The following is a 21810-nucleotide window of genomic DNA, read 5'->3' on the forward strand; positions in this document are numbered from 1 at the left end:
AACAAAGTACCTCTTCATCATTATAGCGGTCTTAGCTATCCAATTGAGTCTGGGACAAACCATGGAAACAAAACAAATTACATTGGCAAACCAAAACTTGGAAATCAACTACCTGAAAGCAGGAAAAGGAAAGCAGAAATGGGTGCTGGTCCATGGTCTAGGCAGCTATTCAAAAGCCTATAACAAGATACTGAACAATCTTCCCAAGGGAGTGGAAGCCTATGCTTTAGATCTTCCCGGATTTGGGGAAAGCCCTTTAGGAAATCAAACCATCAGTATGGCCAGTTATGCCCATGTTGTGAACGATTTCATCAATACCCTTGGTTTGAAAAAAGTGGTGCTCTTTGGCCATTCCATGGGAGGTCAGGTTGCCATGACACTGGCCCTGGAAAATCCAAAGTGGTTAAAAAGCCTTGTTTTACTGGCTCCAGCAGGCATTGAACAATTTACAGAGAAAGACAAAGCATGGTTTGATGCCGTGGTCAACAAAGAACTGTACCTCAATCTATCCGATGACCAGATCAGACAAAATTTCAACGTAAATTTTTATGGTTTCCAACTACCCAAAGATGCCCTGTTCATGTATGAGGACAGAATGAAAATCAAGGAAGATTCTACCAAATACGAACAATATTGTATCACCATTGTCAACTGTATAAAAGCCATGCTGTCAGGTCCGGTTTATGACCGGTTGGAATCCATCAAAGCTCCGGTATTGGTTTTCTATGGAACAAATGACGCCCTGATTCCCAATAAAATATTGCACCCAGACCTTACCATTGCGCAATTGACAGAAAAACTGAACCAGGATTATCCAAAGATCCAAACAATGCTTGTAGACAAAGCAGGACATTTTGTGCTTTGGGACCAAACAGAAAGCATTATTAAAGAAACCGAAAAATTCATCGACGCACACAAATAAATTAATTAACTAAACTATCAGATAATGAAAAAACTACAGACCCTATTTGCATTTTTTCTGGGCATGGCAAGCATTCTTGCACAAGATGTTGCCGTGACAGGAACCGTTACCGATGAGGATGGAAATCCTTTGGAGGGCGCCAGTGTCTATGTCGCGGAAATCAGTGTGGGAACCACAACCAAAGCCGATGGTTCCTATGAACTGATGTTGAAAGAAGGAAAGCACATTGTCCAATTTTCCTATATCGGATTTTCTCCGGTGGCCAGGCCCATTACCTTAGGGGCCGAAGGAATGACCATCAATGTTACACTTCAGGCCAGTTTAAGCCTGGATGAAGTGGTAATCGTTTCAGGTTCCAAAAAAGCGGAAAAAATCACCAATTCCCCTGCCACCGTCATTACCATATCACCACGGCAGATTGAAGAATATGCAGGTAACCCGGCAGAATTGTTGGCCCGCAAAAAAGGTATCGACTATTTCCGGGCTGGTATTGCCACCCCGGCATTCAACATTCGTGGATTCAATTCCAACTTCAACTCCAAGAATCTTCAGGTAGCCGATGGCCGTATCTCCAGTTTGATTGCTACCGGTTTGCCCATGGGGCCTTTGACCACCACGGTAAAAGAGGACATCGAACAAATTGAAGTGGTCCTAGGACCCAACGCCACTCTTTACGGACCCAATGCCCATAATGGCCTTTTAAACACTATCACCAAAGATCCTAGGAGGCATGAAGGCATCACCGTGGCTACCAACCTAGGAGTCAATAGTGATGGCAATGGATATTATTCCGGTAGACTTCGGGTAGCCAAAAAATTGAGTGACAAGTGGGCCTTTAAAGCTACAGGGGAGTACACCAAAGCCACCGAATTCATTTATGCAGACTCCGTATATATCGACAGAAACCTGGATGGGGTCACCGAAGGATACCCAGAATATGACCTTGACAATGATGTCAAATTTTTCAAAACGGAGGCCAGTGCCTACTATTCGCCCACCGAAGGAACCGACCTTATCGCCACTTATGGACACAGTAACAGCACGTACCTATCCCCTACCAATGTGGGTAGAAACCAGATCATTGATTGGAGAATCAGCTTTTGGCAATTGCGGTTCAAAACACGTAACTTTTTTGCGCAAGCTTATTACACCACCAGTAAAACGGATGATACGTACTCCATTGACGACAGGACAAAACAATATTATAGGGGAATCGATGCCGGACTTTCAGAAGAAGAGGCCTCTGGCGAATTTTCATATGCCAGTGGGGCAAGGTTTATCGACGACTCCAAACGGTGGAATGCCGAAGCACAATATTCCAACACCCTTTTTGATGATAAATTGGAATTCGTCACTGGATTGCAGTGGCAGTTGGACAAGGCCAATAGTAAGGGATCCTACCTTTTGGATGAAGGAGGTGATATCAACGTATCCCAAATTGGGGGGTATCTGCATTTGGACTATGACTTTGGAAATGGGTTCAGGGGTATTGCCGCTACCAGGGTGGACAACCATGAAATTTATGGCACCAATGTAATACCAAAATTTGGGATATTGAAAGAGTTTGACAAGGGAACTTTGCGTTTCACTTACGGTCAAGGTATCGCGGCACCGACTATTCTGAATATGTACGGAGATCTGTTTTCTGGTTTAATATTGGGCAACTCCGATGGTTTTACCTTGAACGATGGTACCGTAATCCCTGCGCAAGGAGTTGAAAAGGTCGATACTTATGAAATAGGGTACCGTGGGTCATTGTCTCCAAAATTGTATGGAGATTTTAATGCCTATTACAACATCAATAAGGATTTCTTGAGTCCGGTAACCGTAATTGGCGTTGCCACCCATAGGGGTGACACTCCCATTGAAGAGGTCCAATCCGGCTATGCCATATACAATGGGTTGATTGCCACCTACATCAACTTTGGAAAGGTCAATACCTACGGAGCCGACTTATCCTTGACCTATAGCATATCATCCAAATGGAGCGCAACAGCCAACTACTCCTACTTTGACTATTCGTTCGACGAAGATAATATGGACAATGATTTCAACAATGACGGTGAAGTCAACTTTTTGGACTTTTTGATCAATGCACCCACCAACAAAATAGGGGTCGGGGTCAATTACAGCGGAGATAAGTTCTTTGCATCCGCATTCAGTAGATGGGTCGAGGAGTACAACTATTTCTCCAGTTATCAGATTGCTTCGGAAACTCTGCCTGGATATACCTATAGGGGAACACCTATCGTGGAAAATGCCAAAAGCACGGATTCCTTTAACTACGGTCCATTGGGGGGCTTCGTGACATTTGATCTCAACTTTGGATATCATTTCAATAAAAACTTTACGCTATCCTTTGCGGCCACCAATCTGTTCAATACCGAAATGAGGGAGTTCACCGCAGCACCTCCTACTGGTGGACTTTACGTACTGGAAGCAAAACTGAATTTGGATTAAGAACCTACAAAACGCATACATGAAGAATGCAAAAATCATCTCCTCGGGAATGTACGTTCCCGAGGATATATACACCAATGCCTATTTTGATGAATTACTGGGCGAGGATGTGGATACTTGGCTAAGGGAAAATGTGGAAATCTTTGAAAGACGTTGGTGCAAAGAGGGAGAATCCACTGCCGACCTGTGTGAAAAAGCGGCCAAATCAGCATTGCAAAATGCTGGGATGAAAGCTTCCGAGTTGGATTTGCTCATCATTGCCACTGACACGCCTGAATACATTTCACCCTCTACAGCCGCCGTAGTGCAAAACCGAATCGGGGCTATCAATGCCGGAACGTTCGATTTGAATGCGGCCTGCGCCGGTTTTGTGACCGCTACCGAAACGGCATCGCATTTTATTAAAAGTGGTGGGTTAAACAACATCATGGTCATTGGCGCTTACGGCATGAGCAAATATTTGGACAAGACCGATAAAAAAACCGTCACCCTTTTTGCCGATGGCGCGGGGGCCGTCATCCTTACCTCAACGGATGAAAAGCACAAAGGACACCAAACAGGTAAGCTGATTTCCAAAGGGGAATATGCCGACTGGATGGGTATTTATGCCGGAGGTACCAAAATGCCTTCCAACCATGAGGTCATCGACCACAAAGACCATAAATTAAAGTTTGTCAAAAAGTTTCCACCTGAACTGAATCCAGAGATGTGGAGCATGTTGGCCAACCATTTGGCCGGTCAGATGAAAATAGCTATTTCTGAAGTGGACCAATTTCTGATTACCCAGATCAACATCAACGCCATAAGGGCTACCCTAAATATATTGGGGGTACCCGAAGACAAAGCCTATACTGTGATGCACCATTACGGCTATACCGGGTCGGCCTGTATTCCCATGGCCTTCCATAAGGCTTGGGAAAAAGGAAACATAAAGGAGGGCGACACCCTTTTCTTTATTGGCTCCGGAGGTGGATTGGCCTTTGCTGCAAATGCATTTATACTGTAACTTTAAACTATGATCAATACGTTTGATTGGTTTGGGAAATGGTCGGCCTACACGCCGGACAAGATTGCACTGAAAGATGCTGAATCTGGCTTGGAACTTACCTATGGCCAGATCAACAGGGCCGCCAATAGCATCGCCTTCTATCTTCAGGATAAATATCAGATCAAGAAAGGGGACCGCATTGCCCTTATCTCCGAAAATGACCTTACCCAGGTACTTTTATTTGCCGCTGCCCAGAAGATGGGTTTCATCTTGGTTCCCATCAACTATCGGCTTGCCTTGGAAGAAGTGGAATTCATGCTCAACGACTCTGAGTGTTCCTTGGTGTTGTACGGTGAATCTTCGTATAATGTACATGGGTTAAAATACAAGGCCACCTATGAGCCTCTTGGACCTTTCATCCATTTTGTGGAAGATCAAGGACCAACCTTCCAAACAGCCATAGATGAGAACGACCCGATTTTTATTCTGTATACCAGCGGCACCACCGGATTTCCGAAGGGAACCCTATATACCCATAAAATGCTTTTCTGGAACAGCATCAACACGGCTCTCAGTTTAATCATTAGCAGCAACACCAAGACCTTGAACTGCATGCCCCTTTTTCATACAGGGGGTTGGAATGTGTTGTTGACACCGGTACTTCACCATGGAGGTACCATTATCATGTTCAAAAAGTTTGATGCCGCTAAGGTTTTGGAGGCCATTGTAACTGAAAAACTGGACCTTTTCATGGGAGTGCCCACCATGTTGAAAATGATGGCGGAACTCCCTGAATTTGATGATACCGACATCAGCTTTCTGAACTACATTATTGTGGGAGGCGAAAGTATGCCTGTTCCGCTGATCAGAAAATTTCACGAAAAACAAGTCCCCATACGTCAGGGATATGGCCTTACGGAGGTTGGTCCCAACCTCACCTCCCTCCATCAAAGGGAAGCCGAACGAAAACAAGGTTCCATCGGAAAACCCAATTTTTATGTGAAAGTCAGGGTGGTGGACGATTCAGGAAAAGAGGTCTCCGTCAATGAACCAGGTGAATTGTGGATATCCGGCCCCATGGTAACCCCTGGGTATTGGCAAAATCCGGAGGCCACCAAAAACAGTCAGGAAGAAGGTTGGTTCAAGACGGGAGACGTGGCCAAAATCGATGAGGAAGGTTTTTTGTACATCGTGGACCGGAAGAAACACATGTACATCAGCGGTGGCGAAAATGTCTACCCGGTTGAAGTGGAGCGAGTGTTGTTACAACACGAAGCCATCAAGGAAGCCGTTGTATTTGGCATTCCCCATGAAAAATGGGGCGAATGTGGCGCAGCACTGATCGTGAAGGCCCAAGAGATTTCTTCGGATGAAATCAAGGAATACTGTTTGGAAAAACTGGCCAAGTTCAAGGTACCATCGGAAATACATTTTATAGATGCCGTCCCCAAAGGGGACACCGGTAAAATTGACCGCAAGACATTGAAAAAATCCTTTATGATTCAGAGGAATATCGGCGAAGTATAAAAAAGTTCCTCTAAGTCAAATAATCTTCATTTAATCTTCACATGAAGGGGTATCTTGATTGCAAGGCAAAAAACAAAGTATGCCTAATCAGCATTCTCTTTTTTAACTCTTTTTCCAAAGTACTTAAGGAAAATCGCAATGGCAATGTGGTATACCCCGAACGAAATGAATGCAAAGCTTGTAAAGACATCTATTGTCTTTCCACCGAATTGGGGTCGGCAAGTATCAAAAAGGAAAACGAGATCGTTGCAATACCAGAGATGAACAACAATCACCATGAATTTATTCGGTGGTTTTTCAATTGTATCCATATACCAATGGAAGTCATACCCCTGAACAGCAGCCAAAAGGCCATGTATTAAGGCATTACCATCATTGTGGGCAACGGGTGCATCAAGGGGAGGATTCCGATGATAATATCCACCACGCCTCCCATAAGATGCCAGCCCCATCCGTCTATATTGTTTCGGTTTATAACAGAAAACGAGACTTCTACAAGCCCGTTATGAAAATGATCGTACTGAACGAGACATAGCTTTGCAGCGGTGTTCTAAAAATCCAGATACCTGTTATGGTCAAGAGGATTCCCAAAAAAGCAACAAAATCCACCACTTGTCCGTAAATGTCTTCATTGTTTTGTCCATCGGATGTTCCATGCTGTTTTTCTTTAAAAGTGATTTTATTTTTGTCACCCAACTTATAATGAAAAGATCCCAAAATCCATGACCTCTATCATGTGGAAAACATAATTTTCATTTGCGCTATTCATACCGTAGGGCATCTATGGGATTGAGCCGTGCCGCTTTTCTGGCCGGAAAATACCCAAAGGCCACACCGATCAATGCGGCAAAGCCAAAACCAATGGCGATGGCGTACCCTGCTGTGGGTATGTAAAAATCTGTGGCCTTGTAGATGATCTGGTTACCAATGATACCGAACGCAATACCCAGGATACCGCCTGCGGCGCTCAGTGTGATGGCCTCGATAAGAAATTGGGTCAGGATATCGCTCTCCCGGGCACCGAGGGCCAGACGGGTTCCGATCTCACGGGTACGCTCGGTCACGGAGACCAGCATGATGTTCATTATACCGATACCGCCCACAAGCAGCGATATACTGGCCACCGCACCTAACAGAATGGTCAGGATGCCCGTGATCTCACCTGTGATCTCGTTTAGTTCCACTTGCGTGGTAATCTCAAAATCGTCTTCCTGGTTGGACAGCATCTTATGCGATTCACGCAACAGATCGGTCACCTCCACCTCTGCATCGTCGATTTTGTCCTCGGTGACGGCGGAGGCCATAAAGACATTGAAATTGGTACTTCCTGCCAAGCGATTCTGTACCGTGGTGTAGGGGGCGACCACCAGATCGTCCTGGTCACCGCCCATGCCGACCTGACCCTGTTCCTCCAACAGGCCGACCACGGTGAAGGGCACTTTGTCGATCCGCAGTGTTCTGCCCACTGGGCTTTCACCCCCGAACAGTTCATCCTTGATGGTCTTGCCCACAAGGCAGACCTGTTTGGCAAGTTGCACATCGAGTTCCGAAAAGGCCTCCCCCAGATCCACATCTCGCGACATGATACTGAAATAATCCTCGGACACACCATATATAATAGTCGTTTTGTTGCCCTGGGAAGTGATGGCATTGCCACCGGAAACAATCATGGGCGATACTTTTTCCAGCCAAACGGAGTTGTCCCTGAGGATTTCATAATCTTTTTTGGTCAGTTCCTTTCCCTTCCGCACGGAAATCCCCCCCTGCGTTCTTCCTTGACCTGTATGATCAAAAGATTGGTGCCCAGCCCGGAAATCTGGTCCTGTACCTGTTGGGTGGCCCCCTCCCCGGCGGAGATGGTCATGATCACTGCCCCGACACCGATGATGATGCCCAACATGGTAAGCAGACTGCGGGTGCGGTTCTTGTTGATGGCCTGAAAGGCCACCTTGAATGTTTTCAACAATTGTCTCATCTTCGTTTTATTGGGCCGTTGCCTCCAGATCGCGTAGGGCGCTTTCCTTGGTGCTCCGGTTTTCTATGATCTCGTCGGTCAATACCCGTCCGTCCCTAAAGGTCACGATCCGTTTGGCGAACTGGGCGATTTCCGGCTCATGGGTAATCATCAGGATGGTCTTGCCGGCATTATTCAATCTTACGAACAGGTCGGCAATGTCGATACTGGTCTTACTGTCCAGGTTTCCTGTGGCCTCGTCCGCCAAGATCAGGGCGGGGTCGTTGACCAATGCCCTGGCAATGGCGACCCGCTGTTGCTGCCCCCCGGAAAGTTCATTGGTCTTGTGATCTATACGATGGCCCAACCCCACCTGTTCCAGCGCTTTTTTTGCCATTTCCCTAGGGTTTGAAAACCGCCCCGTGCGGTCATAGACCAAGGGCAGCTCCACATTTTCAAGGGCAGAGGTGCGGGACAACAGGTTATAGCTCTGAAAGATAAACCCAATCTTTTGGTTTCGAATATCCGCCAATTGGTTTTTATCCAAAGAGTTGACATGGACACCGTCCAGATAATATTCACCGGATGTGGGTTTGTCCAAACAGCCCAGGATATTGAGCAAGGTGGACTTTCCCGAACCAGAGGAGCCCATGATGGCCACGAACTCACCTTCCTCGATGACAAGGTCCACGCCTGTCAGTGCGTGTACCTCGATCTCACCATTTTTGAAGATACGGCCGATCTTCTTGGTCTCTATGACTTTCTTCTTGGTCGACATATGCTTATTCTTTGGTCTTGATACTGTTGATGGCCATGCTTCCCGCTTCCATGAAAGCGCCGTCCAAAAAACGTTTTATCTCGGATTGTAGTCCCGTCCGTATGCCCAGTTCCACAAACTTGAAATCCAGCTTTCCCGTGTGATCTTCATAGAAAAACCCATCAATGTTCGCGGGCAGCCGTTTTTTGAAATTGGCAGGTGTAAAGGTCTCGGGGTTGTTGATGGCCCTGTTGAAATCCTTTTGCAACGAGTCGGGCAACATGGCCCTGGCCTTTTCGATCAGCCCTGGTTTGATTTCTTCCAGCATCCCTTCCGTGGGGCGGAACCGCAGGGCCGAATTGTTGATCAACAGGGCATCTTTTACCGTATCGGCAATGAACTCCAGATTGGCCGTCATGCCGGGCAACAACGATCCTTCCCGATTGTCCACATCAACGACGACCTGATAATTGACCACATTGTTGATCTCGATGGGCTGCAACCGTATCTGGCTGACCCTTCCGAAGAAATTCCTTTCGGGATAGGTCTGTACCGTAAAACGCACCTGCATGCTGTCGGTGACAAGCCCGATGTCACTTTCATCGACATCGGCCAAGATCTGCATTTTAGAAAGATCCTCCGCAATGATGAACATCCGTGGGGTGGCAAAGGATGCAGCCACCGTCTGGCCCTCTTCAACGCTGCGCTCCGTAATGGTGCCATTGATGGGCGATGTGATACGGCCATAGCCCATATTGACCCTGATACTGTTGACCTGGGCCTGTGCAGCTTTCTTGGCGCTCAAAGCCTGTTCATAGGTGAATTTGGAAGTCGTGAATTTCTGCTCGGGAATGACCTTTTGTTCGTATAGTGATCGGTCCCTTTCATATTCGACCTTCGCCTGGTTCAACTGTACCTCGCTCACGGCCAAACTTGCCCGGGCACTTTCCAGGTTGGTGTTCAACAACCGTAGGTCCATTTCGGCCAAAAGCTGGCCCTTCGTCACCTTATCGTTATAATCGACATAGATCTTTTGGATGGTGCCCGAGATCTGTGTGCCCACTTCGACCGTATTGATGGCCTCCAAGGTGCCCGTACTGGAAACAATGGCCTCCAGATCCCCCATTTCAATGGTTGTATAGGTGAATTCCAGGTTCTTCGCATCGAGCCTGGGCTTTATGACGAAGTAAGCAGCGATGACAAGCACAACGATCACTGGGATTATCCATTTTAATTTTTTCATCGTATTGTTTTTAAGCTTTTGTTCCCAATCTTTATGTTTTGTTCTTTTTTATTTCCCACCGATCAGCAATTGATAATCATAGTATGCGGACTTATAGTTCGATATCGCCTGTAACCAGTTCAGTCGGGCAGCGGTATGGGAGAGTTCGGCATCGTTGACTTCCAATAAAGTCCCCACGCCCAGCTCATAGCGCTTTTTGCTCAGGGCAAGGGCTTCTTCCGTCAGGGCCATGTTCTCCTGCTGTACGGCCACTTTTTCCCGAGAAAGCCGTAATTGCGACAACAGTTCACCATGGCGCATCCGGTATTCCTTCGTAGTGAAATCTTTTTGTTCCTCTGCGATTTCCTTGTTGATCTTGGCCTGGGCCACCTTGTTCTTTGTGACTGTTCCGTTGAAGATGTCGAACCGTAATTGCAGCCCTACCAAACTGGTCTGCACCCAATCGTAATCGGCCACCTTGAAATCATCGGCCTGTGCCACATAGTTATAGTTTCCTATGGCGGTAAGGGTGGGAAAATAGGCCGATTTCGTCACATCAATCTGGTCCTTCTTCAGTTCGATATCAAGCTCCAATTGTTTCAATTGGCTGTTGTTTTCCAAGGTTTGTCCATGGGCTTCCCTTAGGGGGATTTCCGGCTCGGTGAGCGCTATCGGCTCGGTCAGTTTCAGGATAACCTCTTCGTCAAGGCCCAATAACAGTTTCAACGTGTTGGCCAAGGGGATGATATTGCTTTGGGCTTCCAAAAGGTTGTTCTTGGCCGTGGCCACCTGTACTTTGGCCGAGGTAAGGTCGTAGTCCGTGAGGGTACCCTGTTCGACCCTTTTTCGGATGTCGCCCACCGTCTCCTCAGCATTGTTTAACCGTTCTTGTTGTACCCTGACGATTTCTTGGGCAATGGCATAGTTGAAATAGGCCTTTTTGGTGTTGTTCTCCACCGAATGCCGGATACCACGTGCAATCTCTTTTTGAAGATCATATCTGGTGCGGGATAGGCGTTTATTTGCAAAGTTGAAGTTTGAGTATACAGGAAGCGACAAATTGAGTGAACTGCTGTAATCATTGTCAAATCCAAGCTTTGTCGGACCGCCGGTACCAAAAGGTTCCGGCAGAAAAATGACCTGTCTATCGATATTGCGGTTGTAACTTGCATTCAATGATAGTTTTGGTAAAAAATTGCCCTTGGCCTCCCTTAGGGCGAACCCTGATGCATTGACCTGCCCCAAGGCAATATTGACGTCGATGTTTTTCTCTTGGGCCAGTTCAAGGGCATTGCCAAGACTAAGGGGAATACTGTCCTGTGCAAGGGTTCCTTGGCCCCAAACGAATACCATAAACACAAAGGATAACTGATGCACTTTCATGTCTTTCTTTGTTTGATGTGACCAAAATAATCCTTTCCCATAGTTGTTCCTATGACAACAATCATCCCACAGAGATAATCTTAATTCCATTTTTTTCTATAGCTGTGAAGGAGCATTCCTGTGCAGATTTACCCAATTGGGCATCTGTTGTCCCTTGGATATCGATTAAAATCGATTCACGGACACCAAATGGACTGGATACTTAATGGAATGGTGGATCTGTGGGACATAACCTTCCTTACACAACCACTTTTGAGGAAAGCCATGGATCGTAGATGGCATTTAGCCCATGATCGGGGTATTGTATGAATGGACCTGTGTCAAAAGAGTGGGGCTTGACTCTGTCCAACCGGCCGACAACCTAGCGAATGGATACATCCATCTTATCCCAGGGCCGGACTATTGGACAGGGAAGCCTATCCGGGTATTTCCGAAAAATGGCAATCAAAATTTCTGTAAAAGATATTGTGACCTGTAATACCGGCGCACTTATGGCCAATCGGATAACATGCGGCCAATAGCCCTATATCTGAAAAGAAATTAGTTAGTGACAATAAACCTTTGATCGTGGGGCCGATACTGTACAAATGATGTCGAGGATACTGTAGCTTTATCCAAAATAGATTATGATAGGAACTTCCCAAACTATCTTAAGTCTCGGGAGGTTGCCCTTGAAAAACCTGAACAATTGTTTATTGTACATTGGTGTTTTTGTTTCCTTAGCCCTCTTGATGAATCGTCCATGGCACAAAATCTTATCATTGGGGTTCAAGTGCCATTTCATTTAAGTTCCAGCCCGTAAAAGTACTTTTCCAAATAATCGAATTGATAAAATCGCCTTGGGTCTTTACAGATAGGGATTATCCTCTCCCAAACCTTCAATGAAGGGCTGATCCACCTCTACTGAAAAAGTGTCCTACATCTCCTTTTGAATAGGTGTCACAGCCCATCTTTTTATTAAAATGTACTAAATCCGGTGCCCTACTCCAATGCGTAACAGGCTATGAATTTTGATTATTTATTGCCTTGGGCCGCAAATAAACTTGAAAACAAATGACCATAGGCGGGCAAATGTTCCGCATAAAGCTGCCCCAATTGTTGACCGGTATTGTTTCTCCAATCGTTTTGTAACTCGGCTGAAACGGACATCCAACTGGTAACCTTCACCCCAGCTTGTGTTAGACGGCCTATGGTTGTACGCTGGGCAATTTCACTCCAAGTTCCAGAAGCATCGATTACCGCATAAACATCGTAACCTTCAGCAATTGCCGACAAAGATGGGAACAGAACGCACACATCGGTTGAAATACCTGTATTAATCAATTTCTTTCTCCCCGTGGCTGCTACAGCCTTTCTAAAATCCTCATTGTCCCATGCATTGATTTCCCCAGGACGCGCTATATAAGGAGCATCTGGATACATCGCTTTAATTTCCGGAAGCAATGGCCCATTCGCCCCATCTTCCGCACTTGTGGTAAGTATAGTAGGTAAATTGAACAGCTTGCCCAATTTTGAAATTGCCAATGCATTGTTTTTGTACGTTTCAGGACTCATATCCCTAACTGCCTGTGCCAGACCTGTTTGGTGGTCAATAATCAATAATGCGGCATTTGCTGTTGTCAAGTTATCCGCTACATTTTTGTTGATGTGTTCTTGAATGTTTACCATTTTTAAAATATTTATGTTTATTCTTTTAAGCAAATTTATATATTTACAATACTTTTTTAAACAAAGTAAAATAATATACTTACTATAAAAAAGTATAGCTATGAAAAACAAGGATGAGTTTATAGAAATCCAGGCTGTTTTGGATGCTTTTGAGATTATTGGTGGAAAATGGAAATTCCCGATCATCTACAGCCTTTGCCAAAGTAAAAAGCGTTATAACGAATTACAGACCGATTTGAACGGTATTTCACCACGTTCTTTGGCCAATGCCTTGAAAGAACTTGAAATGAATGGGTTGGTCAAAAGAAATGCATTTGCAACTGTTCCCGTCACGGTTGAATATTCTTTGACGAAATATGGCAATGAATTAAAACCTGTATTATTGTCCATTCAAGAATGGGGCAAGAAACACCGAAAAAAAATAATTGATGAAATCAAAAATGAAACCAAGGATTAACTGCCTTTTATCCACACAGGATATAATTTAAATTTAAATCGAGACCATCTGGACGCATAAGATTGCTACGCCAAGCCGAGGTTTACGGTATGCCGCCTTCTCCGAATTGGTGTGATGTGCGACATAGAGCATTGAGAAAATGTTACCAGTTCGCAACCCTAACCTTACCGCCCAAAAGCTTAAATTAAATTTGGCAAGGGTTAAACTCTTAAAATTAAAGACAAATCCCCATGGGACCAGCCCACGGGGAGTATTCATAAATAGGAGTCTAATTTGATGTTACATTTTTGCTCCTTCATATCCATCCAAAATCCATCAACCATGAAAAGGTATTATATCCTGTACATTATATTTAATCTACTGGAATGGATAGCATTGGAATGTTGAGCCCGGAAGCCATTTCCCTTGTCTTGCTTCTATGAATCAAAGATTCCCAGAAACCATATGTTTTTGGGATCATCACAAGTAGGTTTGAGTTTGATTTAATGATTTCCTTTTCAATTTCCCTTATGACATCATCTGAATTTACCTTTTTATACAGGTGGACAACATTTCCCAACCCCTTGTCAATATGCGCATAAACATCGTTATTTGCTTTTAGCTCGTCCAGTTTCTTTTCAACATAAAACACGGTGACCTCGGATTTTAGACCAATTGCAATTTGCTTCAACCGAACCAAGGTTCTTAGTGGAATTCCCTTCATGAGATCACAAGCAAAAAGAATCTTGTCAATACCCGTAAATTTAGCGTCCACCGGAACGGCCAGCACAGGAAATTTTTTCATGCTTATCAAGGTGGTCGTCGGGTTCCCCATTAAATTCTGTTCCATCGATTTGGCGGACATGCCCATAACCAAAAACCTAGCCTCATGAACTTTCATCAAGGAATCTATTTCACGCTCAAAATCCAACAACCTGCACTCATAATCAACCTCGATATCTAACTCTTCTGACAATCTAGATGCCTGCGCCCTTAACTTATCCTTTTGGGCATCAATCAATGCATCCATGGATTCAACGCTCACCCAGGTATTCGACGCATGTACAGGTAACTTAAAAACATTAAAGAGTACAAGCCTTGCTTTGAACAACTTTGCCAAATGTGCCGAATAGGTTACAGCGTTGTCAGATGTCTTAGAAAAATTTGTTGCTACTAATATGGTTTCCATAATATAAGACATGATTTATTTCCAGCCTCCACCGAGAGCTCTGTACAATTCGACGATCGCGCTTAATTGTGCGTATTGTGAATTCACATAATTAAGTTCGGAGTTCAAGGCATTTTGACGGGCGGTCAATACTTCCAGATAGTTGGCCAGACCATTGTCCAACAACTCCTCGGAATAATCTTCAGCAGTGGCATAGGCCTCAAGCTCTTTTGAGCGTGATTCCAATTTTTGGGTTTCCGCATCATAGGTATACAGGGCATCACTGACTTCCCGTCCGGCAATGAGCAAAACTTGCCTATAACCAAGTAACGCTTGCTCTTGGCGCGCTTTGGCCACCTCCATTTGGGTTCGCAATCGTCTCCCGTTAAAAATTGGTTGGGTCAAGGATGCCGCTAAATTGGAAAAGAGGGAGCTGGCATCCAACCAATTGTCAAATTCCAAACTTTGAAAACCTCCTGCAGCCGACAGGCTTAATGATGGGTATAGGCTACTTTTGGCCACATTGGTCAATTCAAAAGCATTGATCAGGCCATACTCCGCCTGTACCACATCTGGACGGTTCGCAAGTAGCAGATAAGGTACTCCTGTGCTCAGTTCCGTGTCAATGGTTTGATTGTCCAAACTACCGCGTTGAATTTTTTGTGGAGCTTCCCCCAACAGGATACTGAAGGCATTCTCCAACAATTTTATGTTGTTCTCCAGATCGATTACAATGATCTCCGTGGTATGCACTTGTGCTTCCGTCTGTTTTACCGCAACTTCGGTCAGTTGTCCTGCTTCCCTAAGGGCAATGGTGGTTTCCAAACTATTCCTTCGGGATTCCAAGGTTTCCCTGGCTACCTCCAACTGTTTGTCCAAGGCCAACAATTGATAATAGGTACTGGCAATACCGGCGACCAAGTCTGTTTTTATGGCCTGGTGTGCCGAAACACTCTGTAGATATGAAGCACTGGCAGCCCTTTTGTTGCTTCGGATCTTACCCCAAATATCGGCTTCCCAGGAAAGAGCTCCGGAGAGCTCATATTGTTCGAGGGCACTGGTAAAAAAGCTACCGAACTGACTGTTTTCCGAATTTTTTGTTCTTGTAAAACTCGCAGTCCCGGAAAGTGTGGGATAATATCCCGCTTTTCCTTGCTTTACGTAGGCCTCGGCGGCCACGACATTTTGTAGCGCAATCCTAATATCGATGTTGTTATCAAGCCCTTGCTCTATGTATGATTTCAACTGTGTGTCGCTGAACAGGTCCCTCCAGGACACATCGGCCATGGATATACTGTCCTGTGGCAAATTATCCGTTCGGTATAACAGATCCATTTCCATTAATTCAGGACGGTCATAGTTTTTTGCTACGAAACAACTCTGTAAGGTTGCGGCCATTACGGCCACAACCATGAACTTGCTGATTATACTTTTAGTGGTAAATTTCATAATTATGCTTCTCTGGTTTCAACAATGGGTTTTTTGGATGCCTTTTCATGCAGCCATTGGAAAAGAACGAACAGACTTGGAATGACAAATATTCCCAATATAGTTCCAATAAGCATTCCACCGGCAGCACCGGTACCAATGGAATTGTTTCCCTCGGCACCCACACCTTTTGCCAATACCAATGGCATCAATCCCAGGATAAAGGCAAAGGAGGTCATCAATATAGGCCGTAGACGTGTCTGTGCCCCATGGATGGCTGCATCTACCAGATTCTCTCCTCTACGCCTTCTCTGTAAGGCGAATTCCACGATCAGGATGGCGTTCTTGGCCAAGAGCCCCACCAACATGATCAAAGCGATTTGGAAGTAGATATTGTTTTCCAGACCAAACATCTTCGTTGAAAAGAACGCTCCGAAAACACCCAAGGGCAACGAAAATATCACAGCCAATGGTAAAAAGTAGCTTTCGTACTGTGCAGCCAAAAGGAAATACACGAATATGATCACCAGAAGGAATATCATCGTCGTTTGGTTCCCTGCATTGACCTCTTCACGGGAAAGCCCTGAATACGCCAATTCGTAATTACTTGGCAATGTCTTCAATTCTTCGTTAACCACTGCAATGGCGTCCCCTGTACTATAACCGGGATTGGATGCACCATTGACCTTAGCGGATGTATAGAGATTGAATCGGGTTACCGATTGTGGCCCATAGATACGGTTCAGTTCAATAAACTGGGTAATCGGGGCCATTTCCCCACTACCTGTCCTGATATATATTTCATTAAGGGATTCCACATTGGCCCGATCTTCGGGTTTGGCCTGTACATACACACGATATTGCTTACCGAACCTTGCGAAATCAGCAGCATATATACTACCGATATATCCCTGTAGATTGGAAAAAATACTACTGACCGACACGCCATATCGTTTGGCCAATGGAACATCGATTTTCAAGTCATATTGGGGATAATTGGTATTAAAGGACGTTTGTCCGTACTGTATTTCAGGGTGTTTCATCAAATTACCGATAAATTCCTTGGTGGTCTTATCAAGCTCATCAAAGCTGCCCCCGGATTTATCCAACAAGTTGACCTCAAACCCACCTGAAAGCCCAAACCCAGGAATACTCGGTGGCGCAAAGAAAATGATATTGGCCTCAGGAATGGTCGCCGCTATACCGAACAATTGCCCGATAATGGCCTGTGAAGATTCTCCCTCGCCTTCTCGCTCCTTCCAATCACCGAGTTTGATGAAACCGAGACCATAATTGCTACCTGCCCCACTAATAAGGCTTCTACCACTGATAGTGGTTACGTTAGTCACCCCGGGAATTTGTTTCGCTTTTTGGTAAATTTCCTGATTTACCAAACTGGTTCGGTCCAGCGATGCACCTGGGGGCAATTCCACGTTCATGAATATGATTCCCCGATCCTCTTCCGGTACAAAACCGGTAGGAGTGCTATTGGCGGCCCACCAAATCCCCACTCCGGACAACAAGAGTAATAAGACCGTGGCCCATTTGTTCCGGTATAAAAATCGCAAGGAGTTTCCATAGCGGGTTACCGTGGCGTTGAACCCTTTGTTAAAACGATCATAAAAACGCTGTAAAAAGGATTTCTTTTTTCCTTCATGGTCCTCTTCATCATGACCTTTTAAGAACAGTGCACATAGCGCCGGGCTCAAGGTCAGGGCATTTACGGCCGAAATCAAAATGGCAACGATCAGGGTAATCCCAAATTGCTCGTAAAACACGCCCGAAGGTCCCTGGATAAACGTTACCGGGACGAATACGGCTGCCATGACCAAGGTTATGGAGATAATGGCCCCTGAAATTTCATGCATGGCATCCAATGTTGCCTTTTTTGCATCGTTGGCACCTTCATCAATTTTAGCGTGTACTGCTTCGACTACCACAATGGCATCATCGACCACAATACCAATGGCCAACACCAATGCAAATAAGGTCAATAGGTTAACCGAATAACCGAATAAATTCAAAAAGAAGAACGTACCCACAATCGCGACTGGCACTGCAATGGCCGGTATCAAGGTAGACCTAAAGTCCTGCAAGAAAAGAAACACCACTAGGAACACCAATAAAAAAGCCTCGATCAACGTACTTCTTACCTTGTTCATCGATGCCGTTAAAAACTCATTGGTGTCATAGTTTATCAAATAATCTATACCTTCCGGAAAGTCTTGTGATAAACGATCCATCTCCGACTTTATATTCTCTATAATTTCCTGTGCATTGGAGCCCGCCGTTTGGAAAATACCCATGTTTAGACTGGGGCGACCGTCCATAAAACCGTAAACATCATAGCCTTGTGCATCCAATTCAATGGAAGCCACATCATTTAAACGCAGGTATTCACCATTATCAAGTGCTTTAATAATAATGTTGGAATACTGCTCCTCGGTTTTGAAACGCCCACCGTACTTGATGTTATAGGTAAAGGACTGTCCGTCGTTTTGCCCAAGGGACCCTGCTGAAGCCTCAAGACTCTGTTCCCTCAGGGCAGCTGTCACATCGGCGGGCACCAATCCATAAGCGGCGAGCTTTTCAGGCTTGAGCCAAATACGCATGGCATAATCCCCGGTGCCAAAAACTTGGACATTACCCACACCATTGATACGTTGAATAGCGGGAATCACATTGATTCTCAAGTAATTTTGAACATAGGTAGCGTCATACTCTTCCTCATTTTCCGTGTATACTGCCAAGAACATCAAGGCGGAAGTCTGCTGCTTTTGTGTAATGACCCCTGTCTGAACGACCGCTTGGGGCAATAGTGCATTTGCCCGTGCCACTCTGTTCTGCACGTTTACCGAGGCAATGTCCGGATCCATTTCTTGATCGAAATATACCGTGATATTGGCAGAACCGTCATTGGAAGCTGTGGAAGTTATATAGGTCATACCTTCCACCCCATTGATCTGCTCTTCTATTGGAATAATGACACTTTCCATTACCGTTTCGGCACTCGCCCCTGGATAGGTGGCATTGACCTGAATGGTCGGAGGTGCAATATCGGGATATTGTTCAACAGGCAATGTTGTATATCCCAAAACCCCCAATATGACGATAATGATGGAAATTACGGTAGAAAGTATCGGTCTTTCTATAAATGTTTTTAACATGATCTATTTTTCTTATTTTATTGAAAAAGGGGTTTTATTGGCTTTGCAATACTGTCAAATGCAACTTTTTGGGGCTGGATAGGCGTACCGTTCCTCAACTTGTCGATTCCGCTCACTACAATCAAATCCCCTGCTTTCAAACCTGAATCGACAACATAGAATGTCCGGTTTTCATCGGCAATTCCAAGCAAGGTAGATTTTGCTGTATTGTCCTCGCCAACGGTATATACATAGGTTTGCCCCTGCTGTTCATAGGTCGCCGCTTGCGGAACCACAACTGCATCTTCATAGGTTTTCGGGATATTTATGGTACCGCTGTTCCCATTGGTCAACAAGGTATTTGGGTTATCGAATACAGCCCTAAAACTGACCGTGCCCGTATTGGCGTTTATTTGTCCTGTTACGGTTTCGATAGTGCCTTGTTGTTCATAGGTCTGACCATTGGCCATGAGCAGGTCCACTTTTGGGAAATTCTTGATTTTTTCCTGTAATGTCTCACCTTCGGCACGCTGGAGAAAGTTCAGATAATCCCTTTCGTTCATTGAAAAATATGCAAAGACCTTGTCAATGCTTGTGACCGTTGTCAGAGGAACGGTATTGGTGGCACTGACCAAGGAACCCTCCCTAAAGGCAATGGCACCTACATATCCATTTATTGGACTTGACACAGTGGCGTAACCTATATTGGCAACAATACTGTTATATGTGCTTTTGGCCTGCGCCAAATTAGCTTGGGCAGTTTCCAATTGCACCTCGCTGATGATTTTCTTTTCCACCAAAGGCTTTAATTTATCCACTTCTACCTGTGCCACCCTAATGCGTGCTTTGGCAGCTTCTGCATCCTGACTCAAGGATTGCGTTTCCAGTTTAAACAAAGGTTGACCTTTACTTACTTTTTGGCCCTCGTCCACCAATACTTCTTGGATGTATCCAGATACTTTGGCACGGACCTCACTGTTGATCGCCCCCTCTATGGTTGTTGGGTACGAAGTATAAGTTGTAAGGTTTTTAGTGGGAACAGTGGTCACCTCAAAGGGCAATACCGATTGTTGCTGGGGACCTTGTTGACTTTGCTTACAGCTTGCCAACAACATGACTACGATTCCGGTAAGGAATGAATGATTTATGAATGATCGTCTCATCTTTTATGAATATTGGTTTTATTGATTTCAAAAGTTTCCTTTAACGTGTTTATTGACCTTGTAGCCCCATCCAAGAATTCGATATAATCCGAATGGAAGTCTAGCTCAAACTTGTCCTTTTCTTTCAATGTTTTATTGATATCCTTCTTATAGGCCATGATTTCCAAATGGATTTCCTTTTCTTCTTGCCAGTCCTCGACCATATCGGTGATTCTTTGAATCATGGTGTTGGTATTGACAATGAAATATTTTTTCCTATCACCGGTTTTGGTAAAATATCCCAGCTTTTTTAGATCTTGTAAATGATTGAGGTGTGTCGATATCGTGCTTTTACTCGCACAAAGGTTATGCACCAAATCCTCAAAGGTGGTGCCTTGTTTACCCGATAAAATAATATAGGAGAAAATTCGAGCGGCGACAGGGGCCATATGCTCCTTTTTCTCAAACAAAATTCCCAGCCTTTCAACCAGTTCACGTTTTCTTTTTTCAGACGAATCCATGTTTATTTTGATTTATGTGACAAAAATACAGTTGGGTTCGGAATAATTCGAACCAAACGAAGTTAAATGTTTGTTAATGTTATTTTATGAAGATTGTAACGGAAAACCTTGGTTGTATTTTTTAAAGTCAAGGGAAGCTCTTAGCCAACCGATGGGATTGAAAAAGACCTTCTGTGATGGTCAAGCCCTGTCTTCAGTTCAATGCCACACTTACCGCTAACAGTCTACTGAACCATCTGGAATGGATTTAGATCAGCCAGGCCAACTGATACCCTTTCCGGCTCCTGTGATTAAGCAGTTGGGGCTACCAATCAAACTCTTTGAAAGTGTCGTTACGGTATCCGGAAACGATTATGCCCCGTAAATTATATATGATCATGTGATTGAAGATATCATTGGTCAAATATTGGTCTATAAAATAATCATCCTTGAACAGTATCTCCTCAAACTTATTATAGTACAAATCACAAAATAGCTGCAAGTTGATCTCCGGTACAATAATCCCTTCCTTCTTGGCCTTTTCCAATAAACCGTAAATTACTTTGTTTACCATATGGGATCTGAAATTTTCAAAAAGATCATAAGCTTTTGGGTAGTACTTTTTGATTCCAAAAATAAACGATGGCCTAAATTGGTTCAACCTTTCAAAACCATTTTTATAGACAAGGATAATGCTTGTAATGGGATCCTTATGACTGTAAACTATGTTTTCCACTTTGAAGCTAAATTCATCAATTAGAAATTTAACACTGGCCGTCACCAGGTCCTCCTTGCTCGGATAGTATTTGTATATCGTCTTTTTAGAAATACCCAAAGTTTGGGCAAGTTCATCCATGGTAAAATGCTTACTTCCAAATTTCGTGAAGTTATCCACTGAACACTTGAGAACCTCTTTCTTACCTATCATAGTGTAAAAATATTGTCTTCTATTGGAAATTTAAAATTATTTTACTTCACAACTTTTTTCGACCTAATGTCCGAACAACCTCCTGTCCATTGTTGCAAGGCGTCCTTACCACTTATTCGCCCAATAGCCCAAGACTGGAATACTTTTGGGGATTCCTGCCGCAACTAGTTGACCCCTTTTG

Annotated in this window: 18 protein-coding genes and 1 pseudogene; 5 read left to right on the top strand and 14 right to left on the bottom strand. The window is 44.5% G+C overall.

The annotated features are described in order from the left end of the window. Positions 1–61: 61 nt before the first annotated feature. Genes SD450_RS14550 through SD450_RS14565 form a run of 4 tightly spaced genes read left to right on the top strand, consistent with a single transcriptional unit; the run spans position 62 to position 5897 of the window. Positions 62–922, top strand: coding sequence for an alpha/beta fold hydrolase (locus SD450_RS14550; protein WP_318345187.1), 861 nt, complete (start codon positions 62–64; stop codon positions 920–922). A 24-nt stretch (positions 923–946) separates the two neighbouring features. Then, positions 947–3382 (top strand): TonB-dependent receptor, encoded by a 2436-nt coding sequence (locus tag SD450_RS14555; protein ID WP_318345188.1) that lies wholly within the window; start codon positions 947–949, stop codon positions 3380–3382. A gap of 19 nt (positions 3383–3401) precedes the next feature. Next, positions 3402–4388, top strand: a complete 987-nt coding sequence (locus SD450_RS14560) for a 3-oxoacyl-ACP synthase III family protein (RefSeq protein ID WP_318345189.1) — start codon at positions 3402–3404, stop codon at positions 4386–4388. 9 nt (positions 4389–4397) lie between these two features. Next, positions 4398–5897 carry a class I adenylate-forming enzyme family protein gene (locus SD450_RS14565; protein ID WP_318345190.1) on the top strand — a complete coding sequence of 500 codons (1500 nt, stop codon included), beginning with the start codon at positions 4398–4400 and terminating at the stop codon, positions 5895–5897. An 83-nt stretch (positions 5898–5980) separates the two neighbouring features. Here the strand turns inward: SD450_RS14565 and SD450_RS14570 are convergent, their stop codons facing one another. From SD450_RS14570 to SD450_RS14600, 7 genes are all read right to left on the bottom strand, one after another. Next, entirely contained in the window at positions 5981–6349 is a 369-nt protein-coding gene (locus SD450_RS14570) for a hypothetical protein (protein ID WP_318345191.1), read from the bottom strand. A gap of 309 nt (positions 6350–6658) precedes the next feature. After that, positions 6659–7648: an ABC transporter permease gene (locus SD450_RS14575; protein ID WP_318345192.1), complete on the bottom strand. Its 990-nt coding sequence runs from the start codon at positions 7646–7648 to the stop codon at positions 6659–6661. After that, on the bottom strand, positions 7627–7872 hold the full coding sequence (locus tag SD450_RS14580; protein ID WP_318345193.1) for an ABC transporter permease: 246 nt from the start codon (positions 7870–7872) through the stop codon (positions 7627–7629). The genes SD450_RS14575 and SD450_RS14580 overlap by 22 nt, the downstream gene beginning before the upstream one ends. A 7-nt stretch (positions 7873–7879) precedes the next feature. Beyond that, the gene (locus SD450_RS14585) at positions 7880–8629 is read right to left on the bottom strand and encodes an ABC transporter ATP-binding protein (RefSeq protein WP_318345194.1); all 750 of its coding nucleotides are present in this window, start codon (positions 8627–8629) and stop codon (positions 7880–7882) included. 4 nt (positions 8630–8633) lie between these two features. Continuing rightward, the gene (locus SD450_RS14590; RefSeq protein WP_318345195.1) at positions 8634–9851 is read right to left on the bottom strand and encodes an efflux RND transporter periplasmic adaptor subunit; all 1218 of its coding nucleotides are present in this window, start codon (positions 9849–9851) and stop codon (positions 8634–8636) included. Positions 9852–9899: 48 nt separating this feature from the next. Beyond that, on the bottom strand, positions 9900–11213 hold the full coding sequence (locus tag SD450_RS14595; protein WP_318345196.1) for a TolC family protein: 1314 nt from the start codon (positions 11211–11213) through the stop codon (positions 9900–9902). A 1014-nt stretch (positions 11214–12227) separates the two neighbouring features. Further along, positions 12228–12914, bottom strand: a complete 687-nt coding sequence (locus tag SD450_RS14600) for a hydrolase (protein ID WP_318345197.1) — start codon at positions 12912–12914, stop codon at positions 12228–12230. Positions 12915–12981: 67 nt separating this feature from the next. Between SD450_RS14600 and SD450_RS14605 the strand changes: the two genes are divergently transcribed. Beyond that, positions 12982–13338 (top strand): winged helix-turn-helix transcriptional regulator, encoded by a 357-nt coding sequence (locus tag SD450_RS14605; protein WP_318345198.1) that lies wholly within the window; start codon positions 12982–12984, stop codon positions 13336–13338. 352 nt (positions 13339–13690) lie between these two features. Here SD450_RS14605 and SD450_RS14610 read toward each other — a convergent pair whose 3' ends face one another. The 7 genes and pseudogenes from SD450_RS14610 to SD450_RS14640 all read right to left on the bottom strand — a co-directional run. Further along, the gene (locus SD450_RS14610) at positions 13691–14506 is read right to left on the bottom strand and encodes a universal stress protein (protein ID WP_318345199.1); all 816 of its coding nucleotides are present in this window, start codon (positions 14504–14506) and stop codon (positions 13691–13693) included. A 15-nt stretch (positions 14507–14521) separates the two neighbouring features. Further along, positions 14522–15934, bottom strand: a complete 1413-nt coding sequence (locus SD450_RS14615) for a TolC family protein (protein ID WP_318345200.1) — start codon at positions 15932–15934, stop codon at positions 14522–14524. Positions 15935–15936: 2 nt separating this feature from the next. Further along, positions 15937–19080, bottom strand: coding sequence for an efflux RND transporter permease subunit (locus SD450_RS14620; RefSeq protein ID WP_318345201.1), 3144 nt, complete (start codon positions 19078–19080; stop codon positions 15937–15939). A gap of 17 nt (positions 19081–19097) precedes the next feature. Continuing rightward, complete coding sequence (locus SD450_RS14625) at positions 19098–20222, bottom strand: efflux RND transporter periplasmic adaptor subunit (protein ID WP_318345202.1); 1125 nt, start codon at positions 20220–20222, stop codon at positions 19098–19100. Continuing rightward, positions 20219–20446: a hypothetical protein gene (locus SD450_RS14630; RefSeq protein ID WP_318345203.1), complete on the bottom strand. Its 228-nt coding sequence runs from the start codon at positions 20444–20446 to the stop codon at positions 20219–20221. The genes SD450_RS14625 and SD450_RS14630 overlap by 4 nt, the downstream gene beginning before the upstream one ends. Positions 20447–21026: 580 nt before the next feature. Further along, positions 21027–21275 (bottom strand): hypothetical protein, encoded by a 249-nt coding sequence (locus SD450_RS14635; RefSeq protein WP_318345221.1) that lies wholly within the window; start codon positions 21273–21275, stop codon positions 21027–21029. A 210-nt stretch (positions 21276–21485) separates the two neighbouring features. Next, positions 21486–21629 (bottom strand): annotated as a pseudogene (locus SD450_RS14640) (TetR/AcrR family transcriptional regulator); the annotation flags it as partial. Positions 21630–21810: the final 181 nt, after the last annotated feature.

Origin of the sequence: Flagellimonas baculiformis, from assembly GCF_033441575.1 — a bacterium.
Taxonomy (GTDB): domain Bacteria; phylum Bacteroidota; class Bacteroidia; order Flavobacteriales; family Flavobacteriaceae; genus Flagellimonas; species Flagellimonas baculiformis.

Coding starts and splice junctions, on each gene's coding strand:
- SD450_RS14550 (WP_318345187.1), top strand. CDS start 62: ATGGAAACAAAACAAATTACATTGGCAAACCAAAACTTGGAAATCAAC.
- SD450_RS14555 (WP_318345188.1), top strand. CDS start 947: ATGAAAAAACTACAGACCCTATTTGCATTTTTTCTGGGCATGGCAAGC.
- SD450_RS14560 (WP_318345189.1), top strand. CDS start 3,402: ATGAAGAATGCAAAAATCATCTCCTCGGGAATGTACGTTCCCGAGGAT.
- SD450_RS14565 (WP_318345190.1), top strand. CDS start 4,398: ATGATCAATACGTTTGATTGGTTTGGGAAATGGTCGGCCTACACGCCG.
- SD450_RS14570 (WP_318345191.1), bottom strand. CDS start 6,349: ATGGGGCTGGCATCTTATGGGAGGCGTGGTGGATATTATCATCGGAAT.
- SD450_RS14580 (WP_318345193.1), bottom strand. CDS start 7,872: ATGAGACAATTGTTGAAAACATTCAAGGTGGCCTTTCAGGCCATCAAC.
- SD450_RS14585 (WP_318345194.1), bottom strand. CDS start 8,629: ATGTCGACCAAGAAGAAAGTCATAGAGACCAAGAAGATCGGCCGTATC.
- SD450_RS14590 (WP_318345195.1), bottom strand. CDS start 9,851: ATGAAAAAATTAAAATGGATAATCCCAGTGATCGTTGTGCTTGTCATC.
- SD450_RS14595 (WP_318345196.1), bottom strand. CDS start 11,213: ATGAAAGTGCATCAGTTATCCTTTGTGTTTATGGTATTCGTTTGGGGC.
- SD450_RS14605 (WP_318345198.1), top strand. CDS start 12,982: ATGAAAAACAAGGATGAGTTTATAGAAATCCAGGCTGTTTTGGATGCT.
- SD450_RS14610 (WP_318345199.1), bottom strand. CDS start 14,506: ATGGAAACCATATTAGTAGCAACAAATTTTTCTAAGACATCTGACAAC.
- SD450_RS14615 (WP_318345200.1), bottom strand. CDS start 15,934: ATGAAATTTACCACTAAAAGTATAATCAGCAAGTTCATGGTTGTGGCC.
- SD450_RS14620 (WP_318345201.1), bottom strand. CDS start 19,080: ATGTTAAAAACATTTATAGAAAGACCGATACTTTCTACCGTAATTTCC.
- SD450_RS14625 (WP_318345202.1), bottom strand. CDS start 20,222: ATGAGACGATCATTCATAAATCATTCATTCCTTACCGGAATCGTAGTC.
- SD450_RS14630 (WP_318345203.1), bottom strand. CDS start 20,446: ATGATTCAAAGAATCACCGATATGGTCGAGGACTGGCAAGAAGAAAAG.
- SD450_RS14635 (WP_318345221.1), bottom strand. CDS start 21,275: ATGGTAAACAAAGTAATTTACGGTTTATTGGAAAAGGCCAAGAAGGAA.